Source organism: Pandoraea apista (genome assembly GCF_001465595.2).
GTDB classification, from domain to species: Bacteria; Pseudomonadota; Gammaproteobacteria; order Burkholderiales; family Burkholderiaceae; genus Pandoraea; species Pandoraea apista.
In genome coordinates this window covers 700,772-723,081 of record NZ_CP013481.2, presented here as the reverse complement: position 1 = coordinate 723,081, position 22,310 = coordinate 700,772, and the positions used below count along the sequence as shown (strand labels likewise).

At 62.4% G+C, this 22,310-nt stretch carries 21 protein-coding genes and 1 tRNA gene; 12 read left to right on the top strand and 10 right to left on the bottom strand.

What is annotated here, in order from left to right:
• The first annotated feature begins 96 nt into the window (after positions 1-96).
• A complete protein-coding gene (locus tag AT395_RS03345) occupies positions 97-645 on the top strand; it encodes a hypoxanthine-guanine phosphoribosyltransferase (protein WP_042113147.1) in 549 nt (182 codons plus the stop codon).
• 87 nt (positions 646-732) lie between these two features.
• Here the strand turns inward: AT395_RS03345 and AT395_RS03340 are convergent, their stop codons facing one another.
• The gene (locus AT395_RS03340; RefSeq protein WP_042113148.1) at positions 733-1,326 is read right to left on the bottom strand and encodes a MarC family protein; all 594 of its coding nucleotides are present in this window, start codon (positions 1,324-1,326) and stop codon (positions 733-735) included.
• A 153-nt stretch (positions 1,327-1,479) separates the two neighbouring features.
• On the bottom strand, positions 1,480-3,219 hold the full coding sequence (locus AT395_RS03335) for a proline--tRNA ligase (RefSeq protein WP_042113149.1): 1,740 nt from the start codon (positions 3,217-3,219) through the stop codon (positions 1,480-1,482).
• Positions 3,220-3,431: 212 nt separating this feature from the next.
• On the opposite strand from AT395_RS03335, the gene AT395_RS03325 reads away from it, so the two are divergent.
• Together AT395_RS03325 and AT395_RS03320 are read left to right on the top strand one after the other, a co-directional pair.
• On the top strand, positions 3,432-4,082 hold the full coding sequence (locus AT395_RS03325) for an RNA pyrophosphohydrolase (RefSeq protein WP_082117666.1): 651 nt from the start codon (positions 3,432-3,434) through the stop codon (positions 4,080-4,082).
• Between the two features lie 141 nt (positions 4,083-4,223).
• Positions 4,224-4,796 carry a CNP1-like family protein gene (locus AT395_RS03320; RefSeq protein ID WP_042113150.1) on the top strand — a complete coding sequence of 191 codons (573 nt, stop codon included), beginning with the start codon at positions 4,224-4,226 and terminating at the stop codon, positions 4,794-4,796.
• A gap of 143 nt (positions 4,797-4,939) precedes the next feature.
• Here the strand turns inward: AT395_RS03320 and proB are convergent, their stop codons facing one another.
• From proB to rplU, 4 genes are all read right to left on the bottom strand, one after another.
• Complete coding sequence (proB, locus tag AT395_RS03315; RefSeq protein WP_042113151.1) at positions 4,940-6,073, bottom strand: glutamate 5-kinase; 1,134 nt, start codon at positions 6,071-6,073, stop codon at positions 4,940-4,942.
• A 178-nt stretch (positions 6,074-6,251) separates the two neighbouring features.
• Complete coding sequence (cgtA, locus tag AT395_RS03310; RefSeq protein ID WP_042113152.1) at positions 6,252-7,391, bottom strand: Obg family GTPase CgtA; 1,140 nt, start codon at positions 7,389-7,391, stop codon at positions 6,252-6,254.
• 151 nt (positions 7,392-7,542) lie between these two features.
• Complete coding sequence (rpmA, locus tag AT395_RS03305) at positions 7,543-7,803, bottom strand: 50S ribosomal protein L27 (protein ID WP_010803931.1); 261 nt, start codon at positions 7,801-7,803, stop codon at positions 7,543-7,545.
• 28 nt (positions 7,804-7,831) lie between these two features.
• Positions 7,832-8,143, bottom strand: a complete 312-nt coding sequence (rplU, locus tag AT395_RS03300) for a 50S ribosomal protein L21 (protein ID WP_010803930.1) — start codon at positions 8,141-8,143, stop codon at positions 7,832-7,834.
• A gap of 328 nt (positions 8,144-8,471) precedes the next feature.
• Between rplU and AT395_RS03295 the strand changes: the two genes are divergently transcribed.
• From AT395_RS03295 to yacG, 9 genes are all read left to right on the top strand, one after another.
• Positions 8,472-9,401, top strand: coding sequence for a polyprenyl synthetase family protein (locus AT395_RS03295; protein WP_224787495.1), 930 nt, complete (start codon positions 8,472-8,474; stop codon positions 9,399-9,401).
• A 22-nt stretch (positions 9,402-9,423) separates the two neighbouring features.
• Positions 9,424-9,500, top strand: a tRNA-Pro gene (locus tag AT395_RS03290).
• A gap of 255 nt (positions 9,501-9,755) precedes the next feature.
• Positions 9,756-11,048: an HlyC/CorC family transporter gene (locus AT395_RS03285; protein ID WP_072632761.1), complete on the top strand. Its 1,293-nt coding sequence runs from the start codon at positions 9,756-9,758 to the stop codon at positions 11,046-11,048.
• Positions 11,049-11,161: 113 nt separating this feature from the next.
• A complete protein-coding gene (locus AT395_RS03280; protein WP_048628046.1) occupies positions 11,162-12,385 on the top strand; it encodes a GspE/PulE family protein in 1,224 nt (407 codons plus the stop codon).
• A gap of 112 nt (positions 12,386-12,497) precedes the next feature.
• A complete protein-coding gene (locus AT395_RS03275; RefSeq protein ID WP_048628047.1) occupies positions 12,498-13,610 on the top strand; it encodes a type II secretion system F family protein in 1,113 nt (370 codons plus the stop codon).
• Positions 13,607-14,449 (top strand): prepilin peptidase, encoded by an 843-nt coding sequence (locus tag AT395_RS03270; protein WP_048628048.1) that lies wholly within the window; start codon positions 13,607-13,609, stop codon positions 14,447-14,449. Before AT395_RS03275 ends, AT395_RS03270 begins: the two co-directional genes overlap by 4 nt.
• Positions 14,446-15,060 (top strand): dephospho-CoA kinase, encoded by a 615-nt coding sequence (coaE, locus tag AT395_RS03265; protein WP_042113157.1) that lies wholly within the window; start codon positions 14,446-14,448, stop codon positions 15,058-15,060. The genes AT395_RS03270 and coaE overlap by 4 nt, the downstream gene beginning before the upstream one ends.
• A 140-nt stretch (positions 15,061-15,200) precedes the next feature.
• The gene (gene zapD, locus AT395_RS03260; RefSeq protein WP_042113158.1) at positions 15,201-15,956 is read left to right on the top strand and encodes a cell division protein ZapD; all 756 of its coding nucleotides are present in this window, start codon (positions 15,201-15,203) and stop codon (positions 15,954-15,956) included.
• Positions 15,957-15,960: 4 nt separating this feature from the next.
• On the top strand, positions 15,961-16,155 hold the full coding sequence (gene yacG / locus AT395_RS03255; RefSeq protein ID WP_039374927.1) for a DNA gyrase inhibitor YacG: 195 nt from the start codon (positions 15,961-15,963) through the stop codon (positions 16,153-16,155).
• A gap of 175 nt (positions 16,156-16,330) precedes the next feature.
• Here yacG and AT395_RS03250 read toward each other — a convergent pair whose 3' ends face one another.
• From AT395_RS03250 to secA, 4 genes are all read right to left on the bottom strand, one after another.
• Positions 16,331-16,765, bottom strand: coding sequence for an NUDIX domain-containing protein (locus AT395_RS03250; RefSeq protein WP_042113160.1), 435 nt, complete (start codon positions 16,763-16,765; stop codon positions 16,331-16,333).
• 90 nt (positions 16,766-16,855) lie between these two features.
• On the bottom strand, positions 16,856-17,737 hold the full coding sequence (locus AT395_RS03245) for an ATP-binding protein (RefSeq protein ID WP_048628049.1): 882 nt from the start codon (positions 17,735-17,737) through the stop codon (positions 16,856-16,858).
• Between the two features lie 219 nt (positions 17,738-17,956).
• Positions 17,957-19,186 (bottom strand): bifunctional glutamate N-acetyltransferase/amino-acid acetyltransferase ArgJ, encoded by a 1,230-nt coding sequence (gene argJ / locus AT395_RS03240; RefSeq protein WP_048628050.1) that lies wholly within the window; start codon positions 19,184-19,186, stop codon positions 17,957-17,959.
• A 161-nt stretch (positions 19,187-19,347) separates the two neighbouring features.
• Positions 19,348-22,146 carry a preprotein translocase subunit SecA gene (gene secA / locus AT395_RS03235; RefSeq protein ID WP_048628051.1) on the bottom strand — a complete coding sequence of 933 codons (2,799 nt, stop codon included), beginning with the start codon at positions 22,144-22,146 and terminating at the stop codon, positions 19,348-19,350.
• Positions 22,147-22,310: the final 164 nt, after the last annotated feature.

The following is a 22,310-nucleotide window of genomic DNA, read 5'->3' as shown; positions in this document are numbered from 1 at the left end:
CGGTCGCGGTCCGGGCATCTCTACGGACTTTCCGTATATACTCCGGGCCGCACTTAGCGACATCCCACAGCAACACGTTCCACAGGGTCGCCCCATATGAACCGCGAAGAAGCCCTCGAAGTATTCCGTAATTCCGAAGAAATCGTCTCGGCCGACAAGGTAAATCAGTCCGTCGACACGATGGCCCAGTCCATCAAGGACGCCATTGGGGACGAATTCCCGATGGTGTTGTCGGTCATGGGCGGCGCCGCCGTCTTCACCGGCATGCTGCTGCCGCGTCTGGATTTTCCGCTCGAGTTCGACTACATCCACCTCTCGCGCTACAACAACACCACGACCGGCGGCGCAATGCAGTGGCGCGTGGCACCGCGCGACTCGGTGCGCGACCGCGTGGTGCTCGTGCTCGACGACATTCTCGACGAAGGCGCCACGATGGCCGCGATTCGTGACCGGATTCTGGAGATGGGCGCCTCGAAGTTCTACAGCGCCGTGCTGTGCGAGAAGATCCTGACGAAGGAAAAGCCGTCGCACCCGGACTTCTGCGGCTTCACCGTGCCGGACCGCTACGTCTTCGGCTGCGGCATGGACGCAAAGGGTTACTGGCGCAACCTGCCGACGATCCGCGCGCTGACGACGCCGCGCTGAGCGTCGCAACGGGGCCACGCCTCGCAATGCACGATAGAAAAATGGGGCCGAAAGGCCCCTTTTTCATGACGAGTGCGATGTGTCCCCTCAGAACTGGTGAACGAAGACTCTCACGCCCTTGAGGATCATCTCTACCGAAATCGCCACCAGAATCAATCCCATCAGCCGCTCGAACGCAGCGACTACGCGCGAGCCCACCCATCGCTCGATGCGATCGGCAAGCAGCAGCACTACCGCGCAGACGGCCATGGTGACGCACAGCGCCGTGATCCACTCAAGCATGCGCCCCGGCTGCTGCGACACCAGCAGCATGACGGTCGCGAGCGCCGACGGCCCGGCGAGTGCCGGAATCGCCAAGGGTACGATGAGCGGCTCGCCGGCATCGGGCAACGTCCCCTGATCGGGGCGCGGAAAGATCATACGCAGCGCGATCAGAAACAGCACAATGCCGCCCGCCAACTGCAACGACAGATCGGTGAGGCTCATCATGCGCAGGAAGCGATCGCCCGCGAGCATGAAGATCAACAGGATGACGAACGCGATCAACACTTCGCGCAAGATGACCCGTGGGCGTCGATAGGCCGGCACGTTCTTCAGGGCATTCACGAAGATTGGGATATTGCCGAAGGGGTCGGTGATGAGCAGCAACAGTATCGTTGCTGAGGCGAACGTATATTCCATACTGATAATGCTTCCGGATATGACAACGGCAGTCGCCGGGGCGACTGCCGTTGGGTATTGCTAACGCGGCGGCGGCGTCGGCGTCGGTGACGAGGCCGCGCACCGCCGGTCAACGTTCACCGGCGCGCCGTCCTCATCAGAGGCGTCGCTCGCTCAGACGGCTTTCGCAGCACGCACCTTGCCGGCGACGACTTCCGCCACGACAGCGGCGTCGAGCAACTGGGCTTGCTCGTCGCGACGGCCCCGATACTCGATCTTGCCTTCCTTCAGACCACGATCGCCGATCACCACGCGGTGCGGCACGCCGATCAGTTCCCAGTCGGCGAACATCACACCGGGACGCTCGCCACGGTCGTCGAGAATCACGTCGACGCCAGCGGCCAGCAGGTCTTCATACAGCTTGTCGGTGGCTTCGCGCACCGCATCGTTGCGGTCGTAGCCCATCGGGCACAGCACTACCTCGAACGGGGCGATCGATTCCGGCCAGATGATGCCGTTATCGTCGAAATTCTGTTCGATGGCCGCGCCGAGAATACGCGTGATGCCGATACCGTAGCAGCCCATTTCCATCGGTGCCGGCTTGCCGGTCTCGTCGAGGAAGGTGGCGCCCATGGCGTCGGAGTACTTGGTGCCCAGTTGGAACACGTGGCCGACTTCAATGCCGCGGCACAGCGCCAGCTCGCCCTTGCCGTCCGGCGAGAGATCGCCCGGCACGACGTTGCGCAGATCGGCCACGACTTCCGGTTCGGGCAGATCGCGCCCCCAGTTCACACCCGTAGTGTGGAAACCAGCCTCATTCGAGCCGACCACGAAGTCGCTCATCTTCGCGACCGAACGATCCACCACGAGCTTGACCGGCTTCTTCGTGCCGATGGGACCCAGATAGCCCGGCGGCGTGCCGAACCACTCGACGATCTCGGCTTCGCTGGCGAAGCGCATGCCCGACAAGCCCGGCACCTTGCTCGCCTTGATCTCGTTGAGCTCGTGGTCGCCGCGCAGCAGAAGCAGCCACACGGTGGTACCACTGTCTTCGCTATCGGTGGCCAGCACAATCGACTTGACCGTGCGCGAGAGCGGAATCGAGAGGAATTCCGCGACAGCTTCGCACTTGGCCTTGCCCGGCGTGGCGGTCTTGGTCAGCGGCTCGGCAGGCGCGGCGCGCTCGCCCTGAGGCGCGAGCGCCTCGGCCATTTCGACGTTGGCCGCATAGTCGGACGCCGGGCAGTAGGCGATGGCGTCTTCGCCGGTGTCGGCGATCACGTGGAATTCATGCGAACCCGAGCCGCCGATGGAGCCGTTGTCGGCCACCACGGCCCGGAACTCCAGGCCCAGACGCGTAAAGATGCGCACATAAGCGTCGAACATCTTCTGATAGGACACTTGCAAGCCCGCACGGTCCTTATCGAAGGAGTAGGCGTCCTTCATGATGAACTCGCGGCCACGCATCACGCCGAAACGCGGACGAATCTCGTCGCGGAACTTCGTCTGCACCTGATAGAAGTTCACCGGCAGTTGGCGATAGCTCTTGATTTCGCGACGGGCGATGTCCGTCACGACTTCTTCGTGCGTCGGACCGACGACGAAATCGCGGTCGTGACGATCCTTCAGGCGCAGCAGTTCCGGGCCGTACTGCACCCAGCGGCCCGATTCCTGCCACAGTTCGGCCGGCTGTACGGCCGGCATGAGCAGTTCGAGCGCGCCTGCGCGGTTCATTTCTTCACGGACGATGGCTTCGACCTTGCGGATCGAGCGCAGGCCGATCGGCAGGTAATCGTAGATACCGCCAGCAACGCGGCGAATCATGCCGGCGCGCATCATCAGCTTGTGGCTGACGATTTCGGCGTCGGCGGGCGCTTCCTTGAGGGTGCCGATGAAGAAACGAGAGGCTTTCATGCAGATTTCCGGAAAATTGAGGGTCAACGGCGCGTACAGCGCTCGGGTCGGTTGCCAGAAGCGGGGCCGGGGCGCGCCCGAACGTCGTCGCAGCCCCTGAGACACCCGCCGGCCGTACGCGCCGCCCCGGTCACCCGAGCCGCCGCCGGCCGCCGCGCCGGTGATTATCTGTTTATAATCGAAGCAATTTTAAAGGATTCAAGGGTGGTTGTATGCTTGACCGTGAAGGCTTTCGCCCGAACGTCGGCATCATCCTCTTAAACGCACGCAATGAAGTGTTCTGGGGCAAGCGTCTGGGAGAGCACTCCTGGCAGTTCCCGCAAGGCGGCATCAAGTACGGCGAAACGCCTGAACAGGCCATGTTCCGAGAATTGCACGAGGAAACCGGGCTAAAGCCAGAACACGTCAAAATCATCGGTCGCACGCGCGACTGGCTGCGTTATGAGGTGCCGGACAAATTCATCAAGCGCGAGGTGCGCGGACATTACCGGGGCCAGAAACAGATCTGGTTCCTGCTGCGCATGGTCGGTCGCGATTGCGACATATGCCTGCGCGCCACCGATCATCCCGAGTTCGACGCCTGGCGCTGGAACGAGTACTGGGTGCCGCTCGACGCCGTGATCGAGTTCAAGCGCGAGGTCTATCAACTCGCCCTGAACGAGCTATCGCGCTATCTGCGTCGCTCGGCAGCGCGCGCTCAGCAAGATCGGCGGCGGTTTCCGCGCGCTGGCGCCCGAATCGGCGACATGCCTCCGGGCGGCACCGACGCGCACGGCGACGGGTGCAGCAATGACAATTGCGGCGCCGCGGGCGAAGCCGCGGACACCGTCGTCAGTTCGGGCATGCCGCCCCGGGAGCACTGAACCGGGACGCGGCCGGCTTGTCCATCATCGGTCGCGGGCATCACGCCCGCGCCCTTTCCTTGACCTGGCGTCCTCCGGGATGCCGCGCGGATTGCCCGCTTTCGTTCATCCGCCGTTCAACCGATTTCTCATTCACATCTCATGCGTCCTTTCTTTGCCCGCCGCGCCCCGCGCCTGGCCGCCCTGGCTCCTCTGGCTGCTCTGGCGCTGATTGCCGCCTGCAGCAGCACGTCGCAACCCGTCCAGGACTTCGACGAATACCTCGCCCAGCAGGAAGCCGCCAAGGGCAAATGGAAGGAAGCGGAATACACCCTGCCGACCACGGCACCGCAAGACGCCGATCTGGTGAGCTTCCCCACCTTGCCGAACGCCACGCTCGACTACGCCATCGATACGAAGTCGGTGCAGGTGACGGACGACGGCGTGGTCCGCTATATCGCCGTGATCCGCAGCAAGCAAGGCGCGCGTAACGTATCGTACGAAGGCATTCATTGCTCGTCGTTCGAGTCGCGCCTGTACGCCACCGGCCGTCCCGACGGCACCTGGGTCGCCGCACGCAACAGCGAATGGCGCCCGATCCGGCCGTATGGCGCAACGGCCTATCAGGGCATTCTGTACCGCGACTATCTCTGCCAGGACAAAACACCGCTCGGCAACGCCAAGGCCATCGTCCAGGGGCTGCGTTTCCCGACGACCAATCCGGCCTATCGTTGAGCGCGACGGGCGGCCACACGCCGCCCCTCCCGCCCCACGCTACGCGGCGTCGAATGAAAAACGCCGGTCACGCATTGCGTGCCGGCGTTTTTTTATGTGTGACGCGAAGGGAACACTCCCCGCTCGGCAAACTCAGCGCAGCATCATCGCAGAATCAGATTGTCGCGATGAATCAGTTCGGGCTCGTTCGCGAAACCCAGCACTTGCTCGATGTCGCTGCTCGGGTGACGGCGAATCAGACGCGCCTCCGAAGCGCTGTAGTTCGACAAGCCGCGCGCGACTTCGTGGCCGGCCTCATCCACGCAGGCGATCACCTCTCCACGCGCAAACGTGCCCTCGACATCGATCACGCCGATCGGCAACAGGCTCTTGCCCTCTTCCACCAGCTTCTTGCATGCGCCCGCATCGATCACGACACGGCCGCGAACCTGCAAATGATCGGCCATCCACTGCTTGCGCGCAGTGAGCACCGCCGTACGTGCAACCAGTTGCGTGCCAATGGCCTCGCCGCCGGCCAGACGCACGAGCACGTCCGCCTCGCGTCCCGACGCAATCACGGTGTGCGCACCGCTCGTGGCCGCGCGCTTGGCCGCCAGAATCTTGGTCAGCATGCCGCCACGCCCGATGTTCGTTCCGGCGCCCCCGGCCATCGCCTCCAGACGCTCGTCGCCCGCCTCGGCTTCATGCACGAACTCGGCGTCAGGGTTCTTGCGGGGATCGGCCGTGTACAGACCCGATTGATCGGTCAGGATGACCAGCGCGTCGCCATCGATCAGATTGGTCACGAGCGCGCCCAGTGTGTCGTTGTCGCCGAACTTGATTTCATCGGTCACGACCGTGTCGTTCTCGTTGATGATCGGTACCACGCCGAGTCGCAACAACGTCAGCAAGGTGGTGCGCGCGTTCAGATAGCGCTCGCGATCGGCCAGATCGGCATGCGTGAGGAGAATCTGCGCGGTTCGCACGCCATGTTCGGCGAAACGGGTCTCGTAGACCTGCGCGAGGCCCATCTGGCCGACAGCGGCGGCAGCCTGTAATTCGTCGATGGCCTTCGGACGGCGCGCCCAACCCAGGCGCTGCATCCCTTCGGCAATGGCCCCCGAGCTGACGAGCACTACCTGCTTTGGCGAACGCCCGTCGCCACCGTGCCGCAATGCGGCGATTTGCTGCGCCCATCGCGCAATCGCGACATCGTCCAGACCGCGACCGTCGTTGGTCACAAGGCTGGAGCCCACTTTCACCACAAGCCGCTTGGCATCGGCAATGACCGAACGCATGGACCTGGATTCTCCTGCGGATATATTGGGAAGACGGGCCGCCGCAGTCGCCGCGAAGTGGCGGGAAGCGATGGGAAGTGACGTAGAAGCGCCCATCCCTCACATGCCTGCAGCACCCGGTTTGCGGATGGGTGACGCGACCGATCGCGCCAGCACCCGCATTTGAGTGACGAGAAGTTTACGCCTTTGGCGCGTCGTCCGGGGGCGTTTGTGGTGCGGCTTGCGGCGCCGGTTCGGCCGGGGCAGCACTGCCCGCGCGGAAACGCGGGTCCAATGCGGCATCTTCAAGCGCTTCTTCGACGGCACCGCGCTGCTGATAGAGATACTCCTGGACCGCGAGGCACAGCTTCTCGCAGCCTTCGCCGGTCAATGCGGAGATCTCGAACGTGGGGCCACTCCAGCCGAAGCGCTTCTGGAAGTCGGCCACGCGCTCGGCGCGCTCCGCTTCCGGCACCATGTCGACCTTGTTGAGCACCAGCCAGCGAGGTTTCTGGAACAGCTCCTCGTCGTACTTCTGGAGTTCGAGAACGATAGCCTGCGCATCGGCCACCGGATCGACGCCTTCGTCAAACGGCGCGATGTCCACGATATGGAGCAACAAGCCGGTACGCTGCAAGTGACGCAGGAACTGGTGACCCAGCCCCGCGCCTTCCGCAGCGCCTTCGATCAGGCCCGGAATATCGGCAATCACGAAGCTCTTGCCCGGGGCAGTGCGCACGACGCCCAGATTCGGGTGCAGCGTCGTGAACGGATAATCCGCGATCTTCGGACGTGCATTCGATACCGAGGCGATGAACGTCGACTTGCCCGCATTGGGCATGCCGAGCAGACCAACGTCCGCGAGCACTTTCAGCTCGAGCTGGAGCATACGGCGCTCACCGGGCTTGCCATCCGTCTTCTGACGCGGCGCACGGTTCGTGCTCGACTTGAAATGGAGGTTGCCCAGACCGCCGGCGCCGCCCTGCGCGAGCACGACTTCCTGACCGTGCTCGGTCAGATCGGCGATCGTCTCGCCGGTTTCCATGTCGGTAATAATGGTGCCGACCGGCATGCGCAGGAAAATGTCCTCGCCGCCCTTGCCGTAGCAATCCGCGCCGCGACCCGATTCGCCATTCTTCGCCAAATGCTTCTTCGAATAACGATAATCGATCAGGGTGTTGATATTTCGGTCCGCCACGGCATATACGCTGCCGCCGCGACCGCCGTCGCCGCCGTCAGGTCCACCGAACGGCACGAACTTCTCACGGCGCATCGATGCCGAGCCATTGCCGCCATTCCCGGCGATCACCTCGATACGCGCTGCGTCAATGAATTTCATGTGGGTTCGTTCCGCTCAATCGACCGTCCGCAGACGATCCAAATACTGTTCAATGATCCGGCCCGGACGCGCGATACTCGCGGCGCACAGGCGGGACAAACAAAAAAGGCTCCGCATGGGTGCGGAGCCTTTTGGTGGCAAAAGGCTTAGCTTACGCTGCCGGCACCACGCTAACCACTTGCTTCTTCGCTGCGCCCTTGACGGCGAATTGCACGTGACCGTCGGCCAGTGCAAACAGCGTGTGGTCCTTACCGATACCGACGTTCTCGCCGGCATGCATACGAGTACCGCGTTGGCGAACGATGATGCCGCCAGCCAGGATTGCCTGACCGCCGTACACCTTCACGCCGAGGCGCTTCGACTCAGAATCGCGGCCGTTACGGGACGATCCGCCTGCTTTTTTGTGTGCCATGACTTAACTCCTTACCTAGCTCGATCGATTAGCCGTTGATGCTGTCGATACGCAGCTCGGTGTAGTTTTGGCGATGGCCTTGACGCTTTTGGTAGTGCTTGCGACGGCGCATCTTGAAAATCTTCACCTTGGGGTGACGACCTTGGGCGATAACGGTAGCCTTGACGGAAGCCCCACTGACCAACGGCGCACCGAACTTAATCGATTCGCCCTCGCCAACGGCGAGAACCTGGTCGATGGTGATTTCAGCGCCAATGTCAGCCGGTATCTGTTCTACTTTGAGCTTTTCGCCAGCAGCAACTTTATATTGCTTACCGCCGGTTTTTATGACCGCGTACATTGTTGAACCTCACTCATAAACAAGAGAATTTTCCGTGCAGGCCGAGGGTCCCGAAAGGACTCGACTTACCGGCCGATCGCACCGCTGAGGACCGTCATACCGAGGTATTTTCGGACCTGACGCAACGAATACGCGCACGAAAACCGGGAATTATACAGACTTTCTCCTTTTGAGTCAAAGACTTCCATGAATCCAGCCATTCCGCGGGGCTGGCCCCCGAAAGTCCCCGCGCGCACTATATAATTTGGGGCGAATTTTTCCTCACCCGAGCCCTGTCTTGACTGCTTCGACTTCTCCCCAGAACGTACTGGCCGCCATCGCCGACGACATGCGTGCCGTCGACCAGCTTATCCGCCACCGGCTGGCCTCCGAGGTGGTCCTGATCAATCAGATCTCGGAGTACATCATCAATTCGGGGGGCAAACGCCTGCGCCCCGCGTTGTTGCTGCTCGTCGCCGGGGCGCTTGGCGTAAGTTCTCCGCACCGCTTCGAACTGGCAGCGGTCATCGAGTTCATTCACACCTCCACACTGCTTCACGACGACGTCGTCGACGAGTCCGACCTGCGCCGCGGCAAACAGACCGCCAATGCGCTGTTCGGCAATGCGGCGTCGGTGCTGGTCGGCGACTTCCTTTATTCGCGCTCCTTCGAAATGATGGTGAACGTGGACAACATGCGTGTGATGCAGATTCTTGCGCGCGCGACCAATGTGATCGCCGAAGGCGAGGTGCTGCAGTTGCTGAACATGCACGACCCGGACGTCGATGAAGCCCGCTATCTGCAAGTCATCCAATACAAGACGGCCACGCTCTTCGAGGCAGCTACCCAGCTCGCTGCCGTACTCGCCAACGCCGACGCGCAGACCGAAGCCGCCGTGCGGGAATATGGCGGCCGCCTGGGCACCGCGTTTCAGTTGATGGACGATTGGCTCGACTACGCAGGCGACACCGACGCGATGGGCAAGAACGCGGGCGACGATCTGCGCGAAGGCAAGCCGACGCTGCCGCTCATTCATGTGCTGCAACACGGCACAGATGAAGAACGTGCGCTCGTGCGCGAAGCCATCGAGAATGGCGGCACCGACAAGTTCGAACCGATTCTCGCGGCAATCACGCGCACGGGTGCGCTCGACTACACGTTGGCACGCGCGAAAGAAGAGGCGGATGCAGCAGCACAAACAATTTCTGCACTCCCCTCTTCCCAATATAAAAATAGCCTGCTAGAATTATGTTCTTACTCGATAGCGCGACGCACTTAACGGTGAAGCAGCAGTATCGAAGCGGGGTGTAGCTTAGCCTGGTAGAGCGCTACGTTCGGGACGTAGAGGCCGGAGGTTCGAATCCTCTCACCCCGACCAGGATTTACTTTGCTCTCAAGCAAAGCAAAAAAACCGCCGGACGCGTCCGGCGGTTTTTTTATGTCTGTCGCATTCGTTGTGCCGATGTGTTTCGTACAGCGCAGTGCCTGTCGGACAGAGCAATCGAATATCTTGCAGTCCATCCCATTCGGTCCGACACAATGGCCCGCCCCGGACCGCACGGCGATCCCCCTATCCCCTCTGCTATAGTGGCAACTCATTGCCACCCCACGCGCCCTTCGCGCACAAAAACGCTTGGAAGCCTTACCCTTATGGGCGCAGATTTGCGCCGTCGCCCTCCTGATTATCTGCTCGGGATTCTTTTCCATTTCCGAGACGAGCATGATGGCACTCAATCGCCATCGCCTGAAGCATCTGGTGCGGATGAACGTTCACGGCGCCAGGGGAACACAGGGTCTGCTCTCCCGCACAGAAGCGCTGCTCTCGACAATTCTCGTCGGCAATAACGTCATCAATACCGTCGTGCCGGTACTCACCACATCGATTGCCGTGCGCTATTTCGGCAACGACGCCGTCACACTGTCGGTCGCGACGGCACTCATTGCATTGCTCATCATCATCTTTGCCGAGATCGCGCCGAAGATCGTTGGCGCGACCTACCCCGAGCGCATCGCACTCCCCGCCAGCACGTTGCTCAAGCCGATCGTGACCGTGGCCACGCCGCTCGTGTGGGTCCTCAACGGCTTCGTGCGCGGCATGCTGCGCGTGCTGCGCATCGATACGCGCCGCGCGGCAAGCGAAGCACGCCTCACTACGGAAGAATTGCGCACCATCGTGCTCGAGGCCGGCAACTATATGCCGACCAAACCACGCAGCGTGCTACTCAATCTGCTCGATCTCGAGAACATCACCATCGACGACGTGATGGTGCCGCGCGCGCGCATCGAAGCGCTCGACATCTCGGCACCGCTCGACACGATCCTCACGCAACTTGAGACGTGCTATCACAATAAGCTGCCTGTCTACGACGGCGATATCGATCGCGTCGTCGGCATTCTCCCGGTACGCCGCACGCTAGCCGCACTGCGCCACCCCGAAAACCTCACGGTCGACACGTTGCGTGCGTTGCTCGTCGAGCCGTACTTCATCCCGAGCGACACCCCGGCGCTACGCCAGTTGCAATACTTCCAGGAGAACCACCGTCGCGTTGGGCTGGTCGTCAACGAATACGGCGAAGTTGAAGGGCTGGTCACCACAGAAGACATCATCGAAGAACTCATCGGCGAGTTCACAACGAGTGTGCCGGGTGCGGGAGGCAGCCGCTCCGGCTGGACAGCAAACGACGACTGTCTGGTTAGCGGCGGCGTAGGACTTCGCGATCTGAACCGCCGGTTGAATCTGCATCTGCCAACCGATGGACCCAAGACGCTCAACGGCCTGATCCTCGAAGTGTTGCGCGAAATTCCCGAAGCAGCCATCAGCATGGAAATCAGCGGCGTTCGCATGGAAATCGTGCAGATCGATAACCAGGCCATCAAGATGGTGCGCCTGTTCAAACCGATCACACGATCGTCGTCGCACGATTGAGCCCGGCACCGTTCACTGCGCGTTACATCCCCCATTTTTCGGGCAATTCCGATTGAGTCGCCCCAGGGTTTTGACGAGACTGAAGCTTCACCCAGTCCTCGCCAAACCCTGTCATGACATTTCCCGACGCCGACCCCGCCTCCGAATCCCCCGACGCTGCGCCCCCAGCCGATAGCCGCGAACGCGTACCGGCCGCGGGCAAGCCACGTGCGCCACACGACGCCGGCACACCGTTGCAATTCCTTGAGCAGATGCTGGGCGAAGCCATTCGCGCCGGGGCATCCGACATGCACTTCGAGCCGATGGCACAACGCTTTCGCATTCGGCTGCGCATCGATGGCCGTCTGCAAGAGCACCGCGACGTGCCGATGGCGTGGCGCGACATGCTCGTCTCGCGTCTCAAGGTGCTCGCCAATCTGGACATTGCGCAAAAGCGTCTGCCGCAGGACGGACGCATGGTGTGGCGCGAAGCGGGCGAGCCGGTCGAGTGCCGCGTTAGCGCACTGCCAACGCTGCATGGCGAAAAGCTCGTCGTGCGGTTGCTCGACGGCGCAAAGGTCCCGCTCTCGCTGGAAGGTCTGGGGTACACACCGACGCAGTATCTTGCGCTCGCACGCGCGATCGCTCAGCCGCACGGCATGGTCTTGCTCACTGGCCCGACAGGGAGCGGCAAGACGGTCTCGCTCTATAGTTGCTTGCGACGTCTCAACGACACGTCGCGCAATATCGTCACCATCGAAGATCCGGTCGAAATACGATTGCCGGGCATTACTCAGGTCAATCTCAACGAACGCGCCGGGCTCGACTTTGCGACCGCCTTGCGTGCGTTTCTGCGGCAAGACCCGGACGTACTCGTCGTTGGCGAAATCCGCGATCCGCAAACCGCCGAAATTGCCGTACAAGCAGCACAGACCGGACATCTGGTCTTCGCAACGGTCCACGCGAACGACGCCCCCAGCACGCTCGCTCGTCTATTCGACCTCGGTGTTGCACCGTTCAATCTTTCGTCGACGCTATTGGTCATCAGCGCGCAGCGATTGCTCCGCCGCCGCTGCCCGGCAGGCTGCGAACCCGATACCGCGCCAGAAGACACCGCACCGTCGAGACATCGCTGTATGCGTTGCCACGGCACCGGTTTTGCCGGACGCATTGCCGCCTTTCAGGTGATGCCGATCAGCGCGACGCAGGCGATCAATATCGCGCAAGCCCGCAGCCCGCACGAATTGGCCGCACAAGCGCAAAGCGAAGGGGTAATGACGCTGCGCGACGCGGGGCTCTGGCATGCCGCAGCCGGCACCGTGAGTCAGGAGGATGTCGATGCGACAACGCCTGCCTGAAGGGTTGTCGTCCATGACCCAATCTCGCCGGTGGCAATGGCGCGGGATTGATGCCGATGGGCAACACCGGCGGGGAGAATTAATCGCGCCCGGCGAAGCGGCCGCGAGATCGATGCTTCGCAGCCAGCGCCTGAAGATTACACACCTGAATCCGGGGCGCAGACATACCCCGGCCGGGCGTGTCGCATCGGCAGACGCCACCGATTTCGTCCGGCGCCTCTCCACACTGCTGGGCGCAGGTGTGCCGCTCACGGCCGCACTCGACGTGCTCGCACGCGGTGCCCACACACGAGGGCTCAAACGGCTGGCCTCCGCCGTAGGATCGGATGTTGCGCTGGGGCATCCGTTAGCCCAGGCCATGGCGCGAGCCTGCGGCCGATTCAGCAGCGTCGACTGTCAGTTGATCGCGGCGGGCGAGTTGAGCGGTCAACTTGGCCCGACGCTAGCGCGCCTGAGTGCGCAGTACGATCACACACGAAGCGTGAAAGAGAAGCTTCAGCGTGCGCTTGCCTATCCATTGACCGTGCTGAGCGTAGCCGTGACCGTCGTGATCGCGCTGCTGCATTGGGTGATCCCGGAGTTCGAGCGTCTGTTCGCCAGCGCCGCCGGTGGCGGCGTGCCGTTACCGCCCGTCACCCGGTGGCTGATCGACGTGTCGCGCGCCTCGTTGACCCACGGGCCGTGGCTGTTGGCCGGCGTTGGCACGTCGGGATTGGTCATGACTGCCGCGTGGCGGCGCAGCACGCGAATACGGCGGCTTCGGGATCGCCTGTTATTGCGACTGCCAGGCGTTGGCCGGATTCTGCGCATGACGAGCGCCGCGCGGTGGGCAAGAACCCTTGGCACTTTGCTGAGCGCAGGCGTCCCGCTCCCCGATGCGATGGACGCCGCCGCGAGCGCGTGTGGCAATCTCGTCATGCAGCAGGCAGCGCACGACGTGCATCGGGCCGTCGCCCGAGGCGAGCGGCTCGCCACCTCGCTCGAGGCTCACGCACACTGGCCGCTGGTGATCGCACAACTGACCGTGATCGGAGAGGAATCGGGTACACTCGGGCGCATGCTCAACCAGGCCGCCGGCCTGCTCGACGAAGAGGCCTCGCATGCGCTGGTCAGTGCCTGCGCGACGCTGGAACCCATGATGATTACGTTTCTTGGCCTGCTGATCGGCGGCATGGTCCTCGCCATGTACCTGCCGATGTTCCAACTCGGATACGGTGTCGCATGAACGGTTACGCAGAGCTGCTTCTGGTCGACTGGCTGGCGCAACTGGAACCGCACTGGCGCCTCTTGCTGTTCGCAGTGCTGGGTGTCGTCGCCGGGCTCGGTCTCGACGTCGTGGTGCGCCGGGTACCGGTCGCCGTCGAGCAGGCCTGGCTCGAAGAGATGCAGGCCGCCGAAGCGACGGACGCGTCGCCACTTCATTCCGCCTCGCATCAGGCGCCCCCGCCATCTGCCGCGATCGCGCGGGTAGGCTCCCTGGCATCGTCACACATCCCGTTGCTGGATGCCGCGCCGTCACGTCGCTGGCAGCTATCGCTATTAAGCGGCGTGCTCAGCGTCGCCGTCGGTTGGCGCTTCGGCCCCACCTGGCAGAGCATCGGTGCGCTTGGTCTTGTCTGGACACTGCTCGCACTCGCTTACATCGACTACGACACGCAACTTCTGCCCGACATTCTGACGCTACCCCTGCTCTGGGCCGGGCTGCTCTGCAACCTCGGTCACTGGTTCGCCGCGTTGCCTGCCGCAGTCATTGGCGCCGCCGCAGGCTACATGAGTCTTTGGGCACTGTATTGGGTGTACTGGTGGCTGCGCCGTCGAGAAGGCATGGGCTTCGGCGACTTCAAGCTCTATGCTGCGCTGGGGGCATGGTTCGGGTGGACAGCGTTGGTACAGATTCTGACGCTCGCCTGCCTGCTCGCGATCATCGTGGCGGGCACTGCGTGGATCGCCGGACGCCTGCGCAGCGACCAAATGTTCCCGTTCGGCGCTTTTCTCGCAGCGGCAGGCATCGCCACGCTGTTCGGCGGCAACGGTCTGATGATCTGGATCGGAGGGACTCCATGACTTACGCCATCGGTCTGACCGGCGGTATTGGCAGCGGCAAAACGACTATCGCCAATCTGTTCGCCACCCACGGCATCACGATTATCGATACCGATGCCATCGCACACGCCATCACGGCGCCCGGCGGTGCCGCCATGCCGGCGATCCGGCGCGAGTTCGGCGACACCTTTGTCGCCCCGGACGGCTCGCTCGACCGTGCGCGCATGCGCGAAGCGGTCTTCGGGGACAACCTGGCAAAAACGCGTTTGGAGGCCATTACCCATCCGTTGATACGCACGGAGTGCGAGCGTGCCGCCGCCGAGGCGGAAGGGCCCTATCTGATTTTCGTCGTACCGCTGCTGGTGGAGTCGGGTACGTGGCGTCAACGGGTGCAGCGGGTACTCGTTGTCGATTGCGCCGAGGAAACGCAAATCGCACGAGTGATGTCCCGAAACCACTTCACTCGTGAGCAGGTGCAGGCGATCATGGCGCGGCAGGCCACTCGCGCACAACGGCTGAGCGCGGCCGACGACGTCATCGACAACGATGTTCAGCACGCGCCGCTAGCGCCGCAGGTCGACCGATTACATGCCGCTTATCTGAAGCTCGCGGCGCAGGCGCAGGGCAATTGACCGGCATTGGCGAGCGTGTTTCCTGCGTCGCTCACGCACACCGGCCTCGATTGAGCGCCCACTCGCGTTGCACCCCGACAGATTCCCGCATTAGAATGTCGCCATTACGCTGAAAAGCGCCAACTTTTGGGCCAACGCGCTTGATCCTGTACGAATATCCGCTCAACGAACGCATTCGCACGCTGCTTCGGCTAGAAGAGCTGTTCGGGCGCTTTGCATTTTTCGTCGGACAGGATCAGCCGCTCGATCACCATGCGGCGCTGATCACGATGTTCGAGATTGCCGACATTGCCGGGCGCACCGACCTGAAGAACGATCTGGTCAAGGAGCTCGACCGGCAACGTCAGACGCTCCACACCTATCGTGGCAATCCCGATATCGCATCCGACGCGCTCGAGCAGTTCATCGGCGAAGTCGAACTGGCCATTGCGAACCTTAACCAGATTCCCGGCAAACCTGGCCAGCACCTGAACGACAACGAATGGCTCGCAAGCATTCGCAGCCGCTCGGTGATCCCGGGTGGTACATGCCGCTTCGACCTGCCGTCGTATTACGCGTGGCGTCACAACGATGCCGAACAACGCCGCCACGACATCGACAAATGGATCGGCCCGCTGATGCCGCTGCGCGACGCCATCGGCATCGTGCTGGGTCTCGCCCGCGAGTCAGGTCACGCCAGCAAGGCGATGGCGCAGCAAGGCAGCTATCAGCAGATGCTGACCGGGCGCGTCTACCAGCTCATGCAGGTGCGCGTTGCCACCGATCTGCGTGTCATTCCCGAGGCCAGCGCCAACAAGTACATGCTGTGGGTACGCTTCACGACGCAAGACGGCGATCTGAAGCCGCGCCCGGTCGACAGCGATGTGCCATTCCTGCTGACGCTCTGCAATCTGTAACTTCATGACGACGGTCATCAACTGCCCGACCTGCGGCAAAAAAGTGGTCTGGGGACCTCAGGCGAAATTCCGCCCATTCTGCTCGGAACGCTGCAAGCAAATCGACATGGGGGCCTGGGCCGCAGAGAAGTACACGATCCCCGCCGAATCGCCAGACGATCCCTCGCAAGACGCGCCGCTAGATCCGACGGAGCGTTGAGCCCGGCTTTCGAGCGTTCGGGCTTTCCGGCGACATCGGGGCAGACACCCGTAAGGTGTGCCCGTTGAGCGCAATAAAAAAGGCATCCCTCCGGATGCCTTTTTTCATTGCCAAGCGGAACTGGCCATCGCCTCGCCGGTAGCCGCCCCGCCCGTCGTTACGACGACTACGGTGGCTACGATTTCGCGGCCAACTCCTCGGCAAGCCACGTCAACGGCGGCAGCGCCGCCGGCAGCAGCGGCTCAACACTGACCGGCGAATGCTCCCACGCCAGCGCCTGACCTTCCTTACCGTGCGGCTCGCCCTGCCATGCCGTCACTTTGCAAAAATGCAGGCGCACATACGCATGCGGGTAATCGTGTTCGAGCACGCGCCACGGCGCGCAACGCTCTACCGTCACCCCAAGCTCCTCGTGCAGTTCGCGCGCCAGCGCTGCGGCCACCGACTCACCCGCCTCGAGCTTGCCGCCCGGGAATTCCCAGTAACCCGCATATGGCTTACCTGCGGGACGCTGTCCGAGAAGTACCGCGCCATCCGGGCGCACCATCACGCCCACCGCCACTTCCGTGACCGGCCGCCCATCAGGCGCATATCGTTTCGAGTCTGTCATATCAGTGCACAATGCCTGCGAAATTTCCTGATCGGGCAAACGATCCACGCGCGGCCTCGTTGCCCGAACACCTCGCTTGCCAGAGGGTTGTTACGATGCGTGCGACGCACCACGCAGTTTGCCCGCCCAGTCGCGGGCAAACTGAAATGCCACACGACCGGAGCGCGAACCGCGCTCGAGCGCCCAGATCAGCGCCTCGTGACGGGCATTCTCAGTCTGGTCGGCCGGCACGCCGAAGTGCTGCAACCAGTGACTAACGATCGTCAGGTAGTCGTCCTGCTTGAAGGGGTAGAAGCTCACCCACAGCCCGAAGCGCTCGGACAGCGAGATTTTCTCTTCGATCACTTCACCCGGGTGAATCTCACCGTCTTCGGTGTGGCGATAGCTTTCGTTGTCCTTCATGTACTCGGGCAATAGATGCCGACGGTTCGACGTGGCATAGATCAGTACATTGTCGGACTGCGCAGCGACCGAACCATCGAGCGCAACTTTCAGCGCCTTGTAGCCTGACTCGCCGTCTTCGAACGACAGATCGTCGCAAAATACGACAAAACGCTCCGGACGCCGCGAAATCAGGTCGACGATATCGCCGAGATCGACAAGATCGTCCTTATCGACTTCGATCAGGCGCAGGCCTTCCGAGGCATATTGGTTCAGGCACGCCTTGATGAGCGACGACTTGCCCGTGCCACGTGCGCCGGTGAGCAACACGTTGTTGGCAGGCTCGCCACGCACGAACTGACGCGTGTTCTGCTCGATCAAACCCTTCTGGCGCTCGATGTTTTGCAGATCGTCCAGCGTAATCTCAGACACATGCGCGACCGGCTGCAGGAAGCCGCGCCCCTGCCTCTTGCGCCAGCGAAACGCCATGGCGGCGTTCCAGTCGATCTCGGGTGCGGCAGGCGGCAGCATCGCCTCCAACCGGGCCAGCACGCCTTCCGCGCGCGTAAGGAACTGTTCCAGCTTATCCATGCTTCGAAATCCCCGCGCCGCTCACGGGCGCTCGTGTCGATACTTCGTCGTGTTGTGGTTTCCCTTCGCTATGCGCCACGGTGCTTTTGCCACCTGCCGGTGACGGACCGCCATCGTCGGCGACGTCTTCCGGCGCGTGACCGATGCCGGTCCGGCACCGGCCCTCTGCGCCGATGGCCCCTGCCCCTGGTGGGAAGCGTGCGGCCATCGCGTCAGGGCTCAGGAACGGTAATCCGCGTTGATGCTCACGTAGTCGTGCGAGAGGTCGCACGTCCACAAGGTCGTGGCCGCGTCGCCACGCCCAAGCACCACACGTACCGTGATCTCGCTTTGCTTCATCACACGCTGACCGTCCTCCTCACGGTAGTCGGCATTGCGGCCGCCGGCGCGCGCGACCATGACGTCGTCCAGATAGAGGTCAACTTTGCTCACGTCGAGATCATTCACGCCCGCGTAACCGATCGCGGCCAGGATACGGCCCAGATTGGGATCGGACGCGTAAAACGCCGTCTTCACCAGCGGCGAATGACCGATGGCGTAGGCGATCTGACGGCACTCCGCCACATCGCGGCCACCCTCGACCTTCACAGTGATGAACTTGGTCGCCCCTTCGCCGTCGCGCACGATGAGCTTCGCCAACGCTTGCGAGATCGACAGCAAAGCGTCGCGGAGTGCGGCAAATGCCGGCGTATCCGTGCTGGCGATTTCCGGCAGATCGGTTTGGCCCGTGGCCACAACGATGAACGAGTCGTTGGTGGACGTATCGCCATCGATCGTGATGGCGTTGAACGAACGGTCGGCAACGTATTTCACGAGCGCGTCGAGCACCGGCTGCGACACGCGCGCATTGGTGCCGACGAAGCCGAGCATGGTCGCCATGTTCGGCTTGATCATGCCGGCGCCCTTGCTGATACCGGTCAGCACAATGGACTTGCCATCGATGATGACCTCGCGCGACGCAGCCTTCGGCAACGTGTCGGTCGTCATGATCGATTGCGCCGCCTCGTACCAATGTGCGGGCGCCAGATTGGCAATTGCCTGCGGCATGCCCGCCACCAGACGATCGACCGGCAACGGTTCGAGAATCACCCCCGTCGAGAACGGCAGAATCTGGTTCGGTGCGACGGACAGCAGCTCGGCGAGCGCGGTGCATGTTGTACGCGTGGCGGCCATGCCCGGCTCGCCGGTACCGGCGTTGGCGTTCCCCGTGTTGACGATCAGCGCGCGAATGCCTGCGTGTGCGGCCAGATGCTCTTTACATACCGTCACCGGCGCGGCGCAAAAGCGGTTCGTCGTGAAAACGCCGGAGACCGTGCTACCGGCAGCCAGTCGCATGACTAGCACGTCCTTACGGTTCGGCTTACGGATATTGGCTTCGGCCCAGCCCAGTTCGACGCCGGGAACGGCGCGCAGTTGGGAGGCTTCGATCGAGGGGAAATTGACGGCCATGAGGGTTCGCCCGCGAGAGGTAAGGGTTGCAGCTCCCGCCCAGACGATGTCGGCACGACACTCCGCCGGGGCGGCGGTTGATCGGTGCGGCCGGTTGAAAAACCGGCGCTACAAACGACGCGGCGCCGATTGAGTCGGCGCCGCGTCGATCGGTTCACATCTTAAGACAGTTTGCCGTGGCAGTGCTTGAATTTCTTGCCACTGCCGCACGGGCACGGATCGTTGCGGCCGACCTTCGGCAACAACTCACCGTCGAGCGCGGCTGCCGCACCCGCCGCATGAGCGAGTGCAGCGACCACAGGACGACCGGCGTCTTCGTCAATCTCGCCTTCGCCGCCCACGGTCTCGAGTTCGTCGTGCTTGAACTCGATGTTGACCAGACCGCCAGCGTTGTCTTCGAGCGACTCGGTTGCCTGCTCAAGCTCTTCCTGCGACTGGATACGCACGTTCATGATGACACGCGTGACTTCCAGCTTGATGGTTTCGAGCAACTGGGCGAACAGTTCGAACGCCTCGCGCTTGTACTCCTGCTTCGGATTCTTCTGCGCATAACCGCGCAGATGAATCCCCTGACGCAGGTGATCCAGCGCCGCCAGATGCTCACGCCAGTTCGAATCCACGCTCTGCAGCATGACCGAGCGCTCGAAGCCCGAGAACGACTCGCGGCCCACCAGTTCGACCTTGGCGTTGTACGAGGCCTCGGCCGCGTCCATCACTTCCTTGAGGATGTCCTCGTCGTCGATCTCGTCGGCGCCTTCGATGCGCGACTGCAACGGCAGGTCGAGCTGCCACTCTTCGCGCAGCGCCGTCTCCAGCCCCTTCAGGTCCCACTGTTCTTCGACGGTACCGGCCGGCACATAGGTGCGCACCAGATCTTCGAACACACTTTGACGCATGCCCGCGATGGTTTCCGAGACGTCTTTCGCTTCGAGCAATTCGTTACGCTGCTGATAGATCACCTTACGCTGATCGTTGGCAACGTCGTCGTACTCGAGCAGTTGCTTACGCACGTCGAAGTTGCGGGCTTCCACCTTGCGTTGGGCCGACTCGATCGAGCGCGTAACGATGCCCGCCTCGATGGCTTCGCCTTCCGGCATCTTCAAACGATCCATGATCGCGCGCACACGGTCGCCCGCGAAAATACGCAGCAGCGGATCTTCCAGCGAGAGATAGAAGCGCGACGAACCCGGATCGCCCTGACGGCCTGAGCGGCCGCGCAACTGATTGTCGATACGACGCGATTCGTGGCGCTCGGTGCCGATGATGTGCAGACCGCCAGCGGCCTTCACCTGCTCGTGCAAGCCTTGCCATTCATCTTGCAATTGCTTGATGCGCGCAGCCTTCTCGTCGTCGGACAGTGCGGCATCCGCCTCAATGAAGCTCGACTGCTTCTCAACGTTACCGCCCAGCACGATGTCGGTACCGCGACCGGCCATGTTCGTGGCGATGGTAATCACGCCCGGACGGCCCGCCTGCGCCACGATCTCGGCTTCGCGCTCATGCTGCTTGGCGTTGAGCACCTGATGCGGCAACTTTTCACGCGTGAGCAGTTGCGAGAGATACTCGGACGTTTCGATCGACGTCGTGCCCACCAGCACCGGCTGGCCACGCTCCACGCAATCGCGAATGTCCTTGATGACGGCGTCGTACTTCTCTTTGGCCGTCTTGTAGATCTGATCCTGACGGTCGATCCGCTTGGGGGGACGGTTCGTCGGGATCACCACCGTCTCGAGACGGTAGATTTCGTTGAATTCGAACGCTTCCGTATCTGCCGTACCCGTCATGCCCGAGAGCTTGGCGTACATGCGGAAGTAGTTCTGGAACGTGATCGAAGCGAGCGTCTGGTTCTCGTGCTGAATCGAGACCCGCTCCTTCGCTTCCACCGCCTGATGCAGACCTTCCGACCAGCGGCGCCCGGCCATCAGACGGCCGGTAAATTCGTCGACGATGACGATCTCGTCGTTCTGCACCACGTAGTGCTGGTCCTTGTGGAACAGCGTGTGCGCGCGCAGTGCGGCGTACACATGGTGCATGAGCGTGATGTTCTGCGGCGCGTAGAGACTGTCGCCCTCGGCGATCATGCCCCACTCGGCAAGCAGTTGCTCGGCCTTCTCGTGACCTCGCTCGGTCAGGAACACCTGACGCGCCTTCTCGTCGAGCGTGTAGTCGCCCGGCACTTCGACGCCCGTGCCATCGGACTTCTCTTCGCCGATCTGACGCTCGAGCATCGCCGGCAGGCGATCCATCTTCACGTACAGTTCGGTGTGATCTTCGGCCTGACCGGAGATGATGAGCGGCGTACGCGCTTCGTCGATCAGGATCGAGTCCACTTCGTCCACGATGGCGTAGTTCAGCGTGCGCTGCACCCGCTGCTCGGTCTCGTAGACCATGTTGTCGCGCAGGTAGTCGAAGCCGAACTCGTTGTTCGTGCCGTACGTAATGTCTGCCGCGTAGGCCGCCTGCTTCTGATCGTGCGGCATCTGCGACAGGTTGATACCCACCGACAGGCCCAGGAAGTTGTACAGACGCGCCATCCACTCGGCGTCGCGCTGCGCCAGGTAATCGTTGACGGTCACCACATGCACGCCCTTGCCCGACAGCGCATTCAGATAGGCGGGCAGCGTCGCGACGAGCGTCTTGCCTTCGCCCGTGCGCATTTCGGCGATTTTGCCGAAGTGCAGCACCATGCCGCCAATCAACTGAACGTCGAAGTGGCGCATCTTGAGAACGCGCTTGCCGGCTTCGCGGCACACTGCAAAGGCTTCGACGAGCAACGAATCTACGGTCGCCCCCTGGGCAATGCGTTGCTTGAATTCCTCAGTCTTGCCGCGCAGTTGCTCATCGCTGAGTTGGGCGATCTGCGGCTCGAGGGCGTTAATCGCCGCGACGGTTTTCTGGTACTGCTTGATGAGCCGCTGGTTGCGGCTGCCAAATACTTTTTTAAGAAGACCGGGAATCATCGGATCACTGGTTAGGGCGGCAAATGTCGTTCGCAATCGCGCAGCCTGTCACAGGGCGGCGCACATACCGGGAACATGCCCCGAAATTGCCAACCGCCCGATGCGTCTGAGCGCTGCGGGTCACCGGTGTTTGGCACGCTGGCCTCGCTCCGGTTCGATACCTG

Excerpts from the sequence above, each read along its gene's own strand:
- AT395_RS03275 (WP_048628047.1), top strand. The coding sequence starts at position 12,498 with ATGCTTCGCAGCCAGCGCCTGAAGATTACACACCTGAATCCGGGGCGC.
- AT395_RS03295 (WP_224787495.1), top strand. The coding sequence starts at position 8,472 with ATGCGTGCCGTCGACCAGCTTATCCGCCACCGGCTGGCCTCCGAGGTG.
- rplU (WP_010803930.1), bottom strand. The coding sequence starts at position 8,143 with ATGTACGCGGTCATAAAAACCGGCGGTAAGCAATATAAAGTTGCTGCT.
- cgtA (WP_042113152.1), bottom strand. The coding sequence starts at position 7,391 with ATGAAATTCATTGACGCAGCGCGTATCGAGGTGATCGCCGGGAATGGC.
- AT395_RS03270 (WP_048628048.1), top strand. The coding sequence starts at position 13,607 with ATGAACGGTTACGCAGAGCTGCTTCTGGTCGACTGGCTGGCGCAACTG.
- AT395_RS03245 (WP_048628049.1), bottom strand. The coding sequence starts at position 17,737 with ATGGATAAGCTGGAACAGTTCCTTACGCGCGCGGAAGGCGTGCTGGCC.
- rpmA (WP_010803931.1), bottom strand. The coding sequence starts at position 7,803 with ATGGCACACAAAAAAGCAGGCGGATCGTCCCGTAACGGCCGCGATTCT.
- yacG (WP_039374927.1), top strand. The coding sequence starts at position 15,961 with ATGACGACGGTCATCAACTGCCCGACCTGCGGCAAAAAAGTGGTCTGG.
- AT395_RS03345 (WP_042113147.1), top strand. The coding sequence starts at position 97 with ATGAACCGCGAAGAAGCCCTCGAAGTATTCCGTAATTCCGAAGAAATC.
- AT395_RS03340 (WP_042113148.1), bottom strand. The coding sequence starts at position 1,326 with ATGGAATATACGTTCGCCTCAGCAACGATACTGTTGCTGCTCATCACC.
- AT395_RS03280 (WP_048628046.1), top strand. The coding sequence starts at position 11,162 with ATGACATTTCCCGACGCCGACCCCGCCTCCGAATCCCCCGACGCTGCG.
- secA (WP_048628051.1), bottom strand. The coding sequence starts at position 22,146 with ATGATTCCCGGTCTTCTTAAAAAAGTATTTGGCAGCCGCAACCAGCGG.
- proB (WP_042113151.1), bottom strand. The coding sequence starts at position 6,073 with ATGCGTTCGGTCATTGCCGATGCCAAGCGGCTTGTGGTGAAAGTGGGC.
- AT395_RS03250 (WP_042113160.1), bottom strand. The coding sequence starts at position 16,765 with ATGACAGACTCGAAACGATATGCGCCTGATGGGCGGCCGGTCACGGAA.
- AT395_RS03325 (WP_082117666.1), top strand. The coding sequence starts at position 3,432 with ATGCTTGACCGTGAAGGCTTTCGCCCGAACGTCGGCATCATCCTCTTA.
- coaE (WP_042113157.1), top strand. The coding sequence starts at position 14,446 with ATGACTTACGCCATCGGTCTGACCGGCGGTATTGGCAGCGGCAAAACG.
- AT395_RS03320 (WP_042113150.1), top strand. The coding sequence starts at position 4,224 with ATGCGTCCTTTCTTTGCCCGCCGCGCCCCGCGCCTGGCCGCCCTGGCT.
- AT395_RS03335 (WP_042113149.1), bottom strand. The coding sequence starts at position 3,219 with ATGAAAGCCTCTCGTTTCTTCATCGGCACCCTCAAGGAAGCGCCCGCC.
- argJ (WP_048628050.1), bottom strand. The coding sequence starts at position 19,186 with ATGGCCGTCAATTTCCCCTCGATCGAAGCCTCCCAACTGCGCGCCGTT.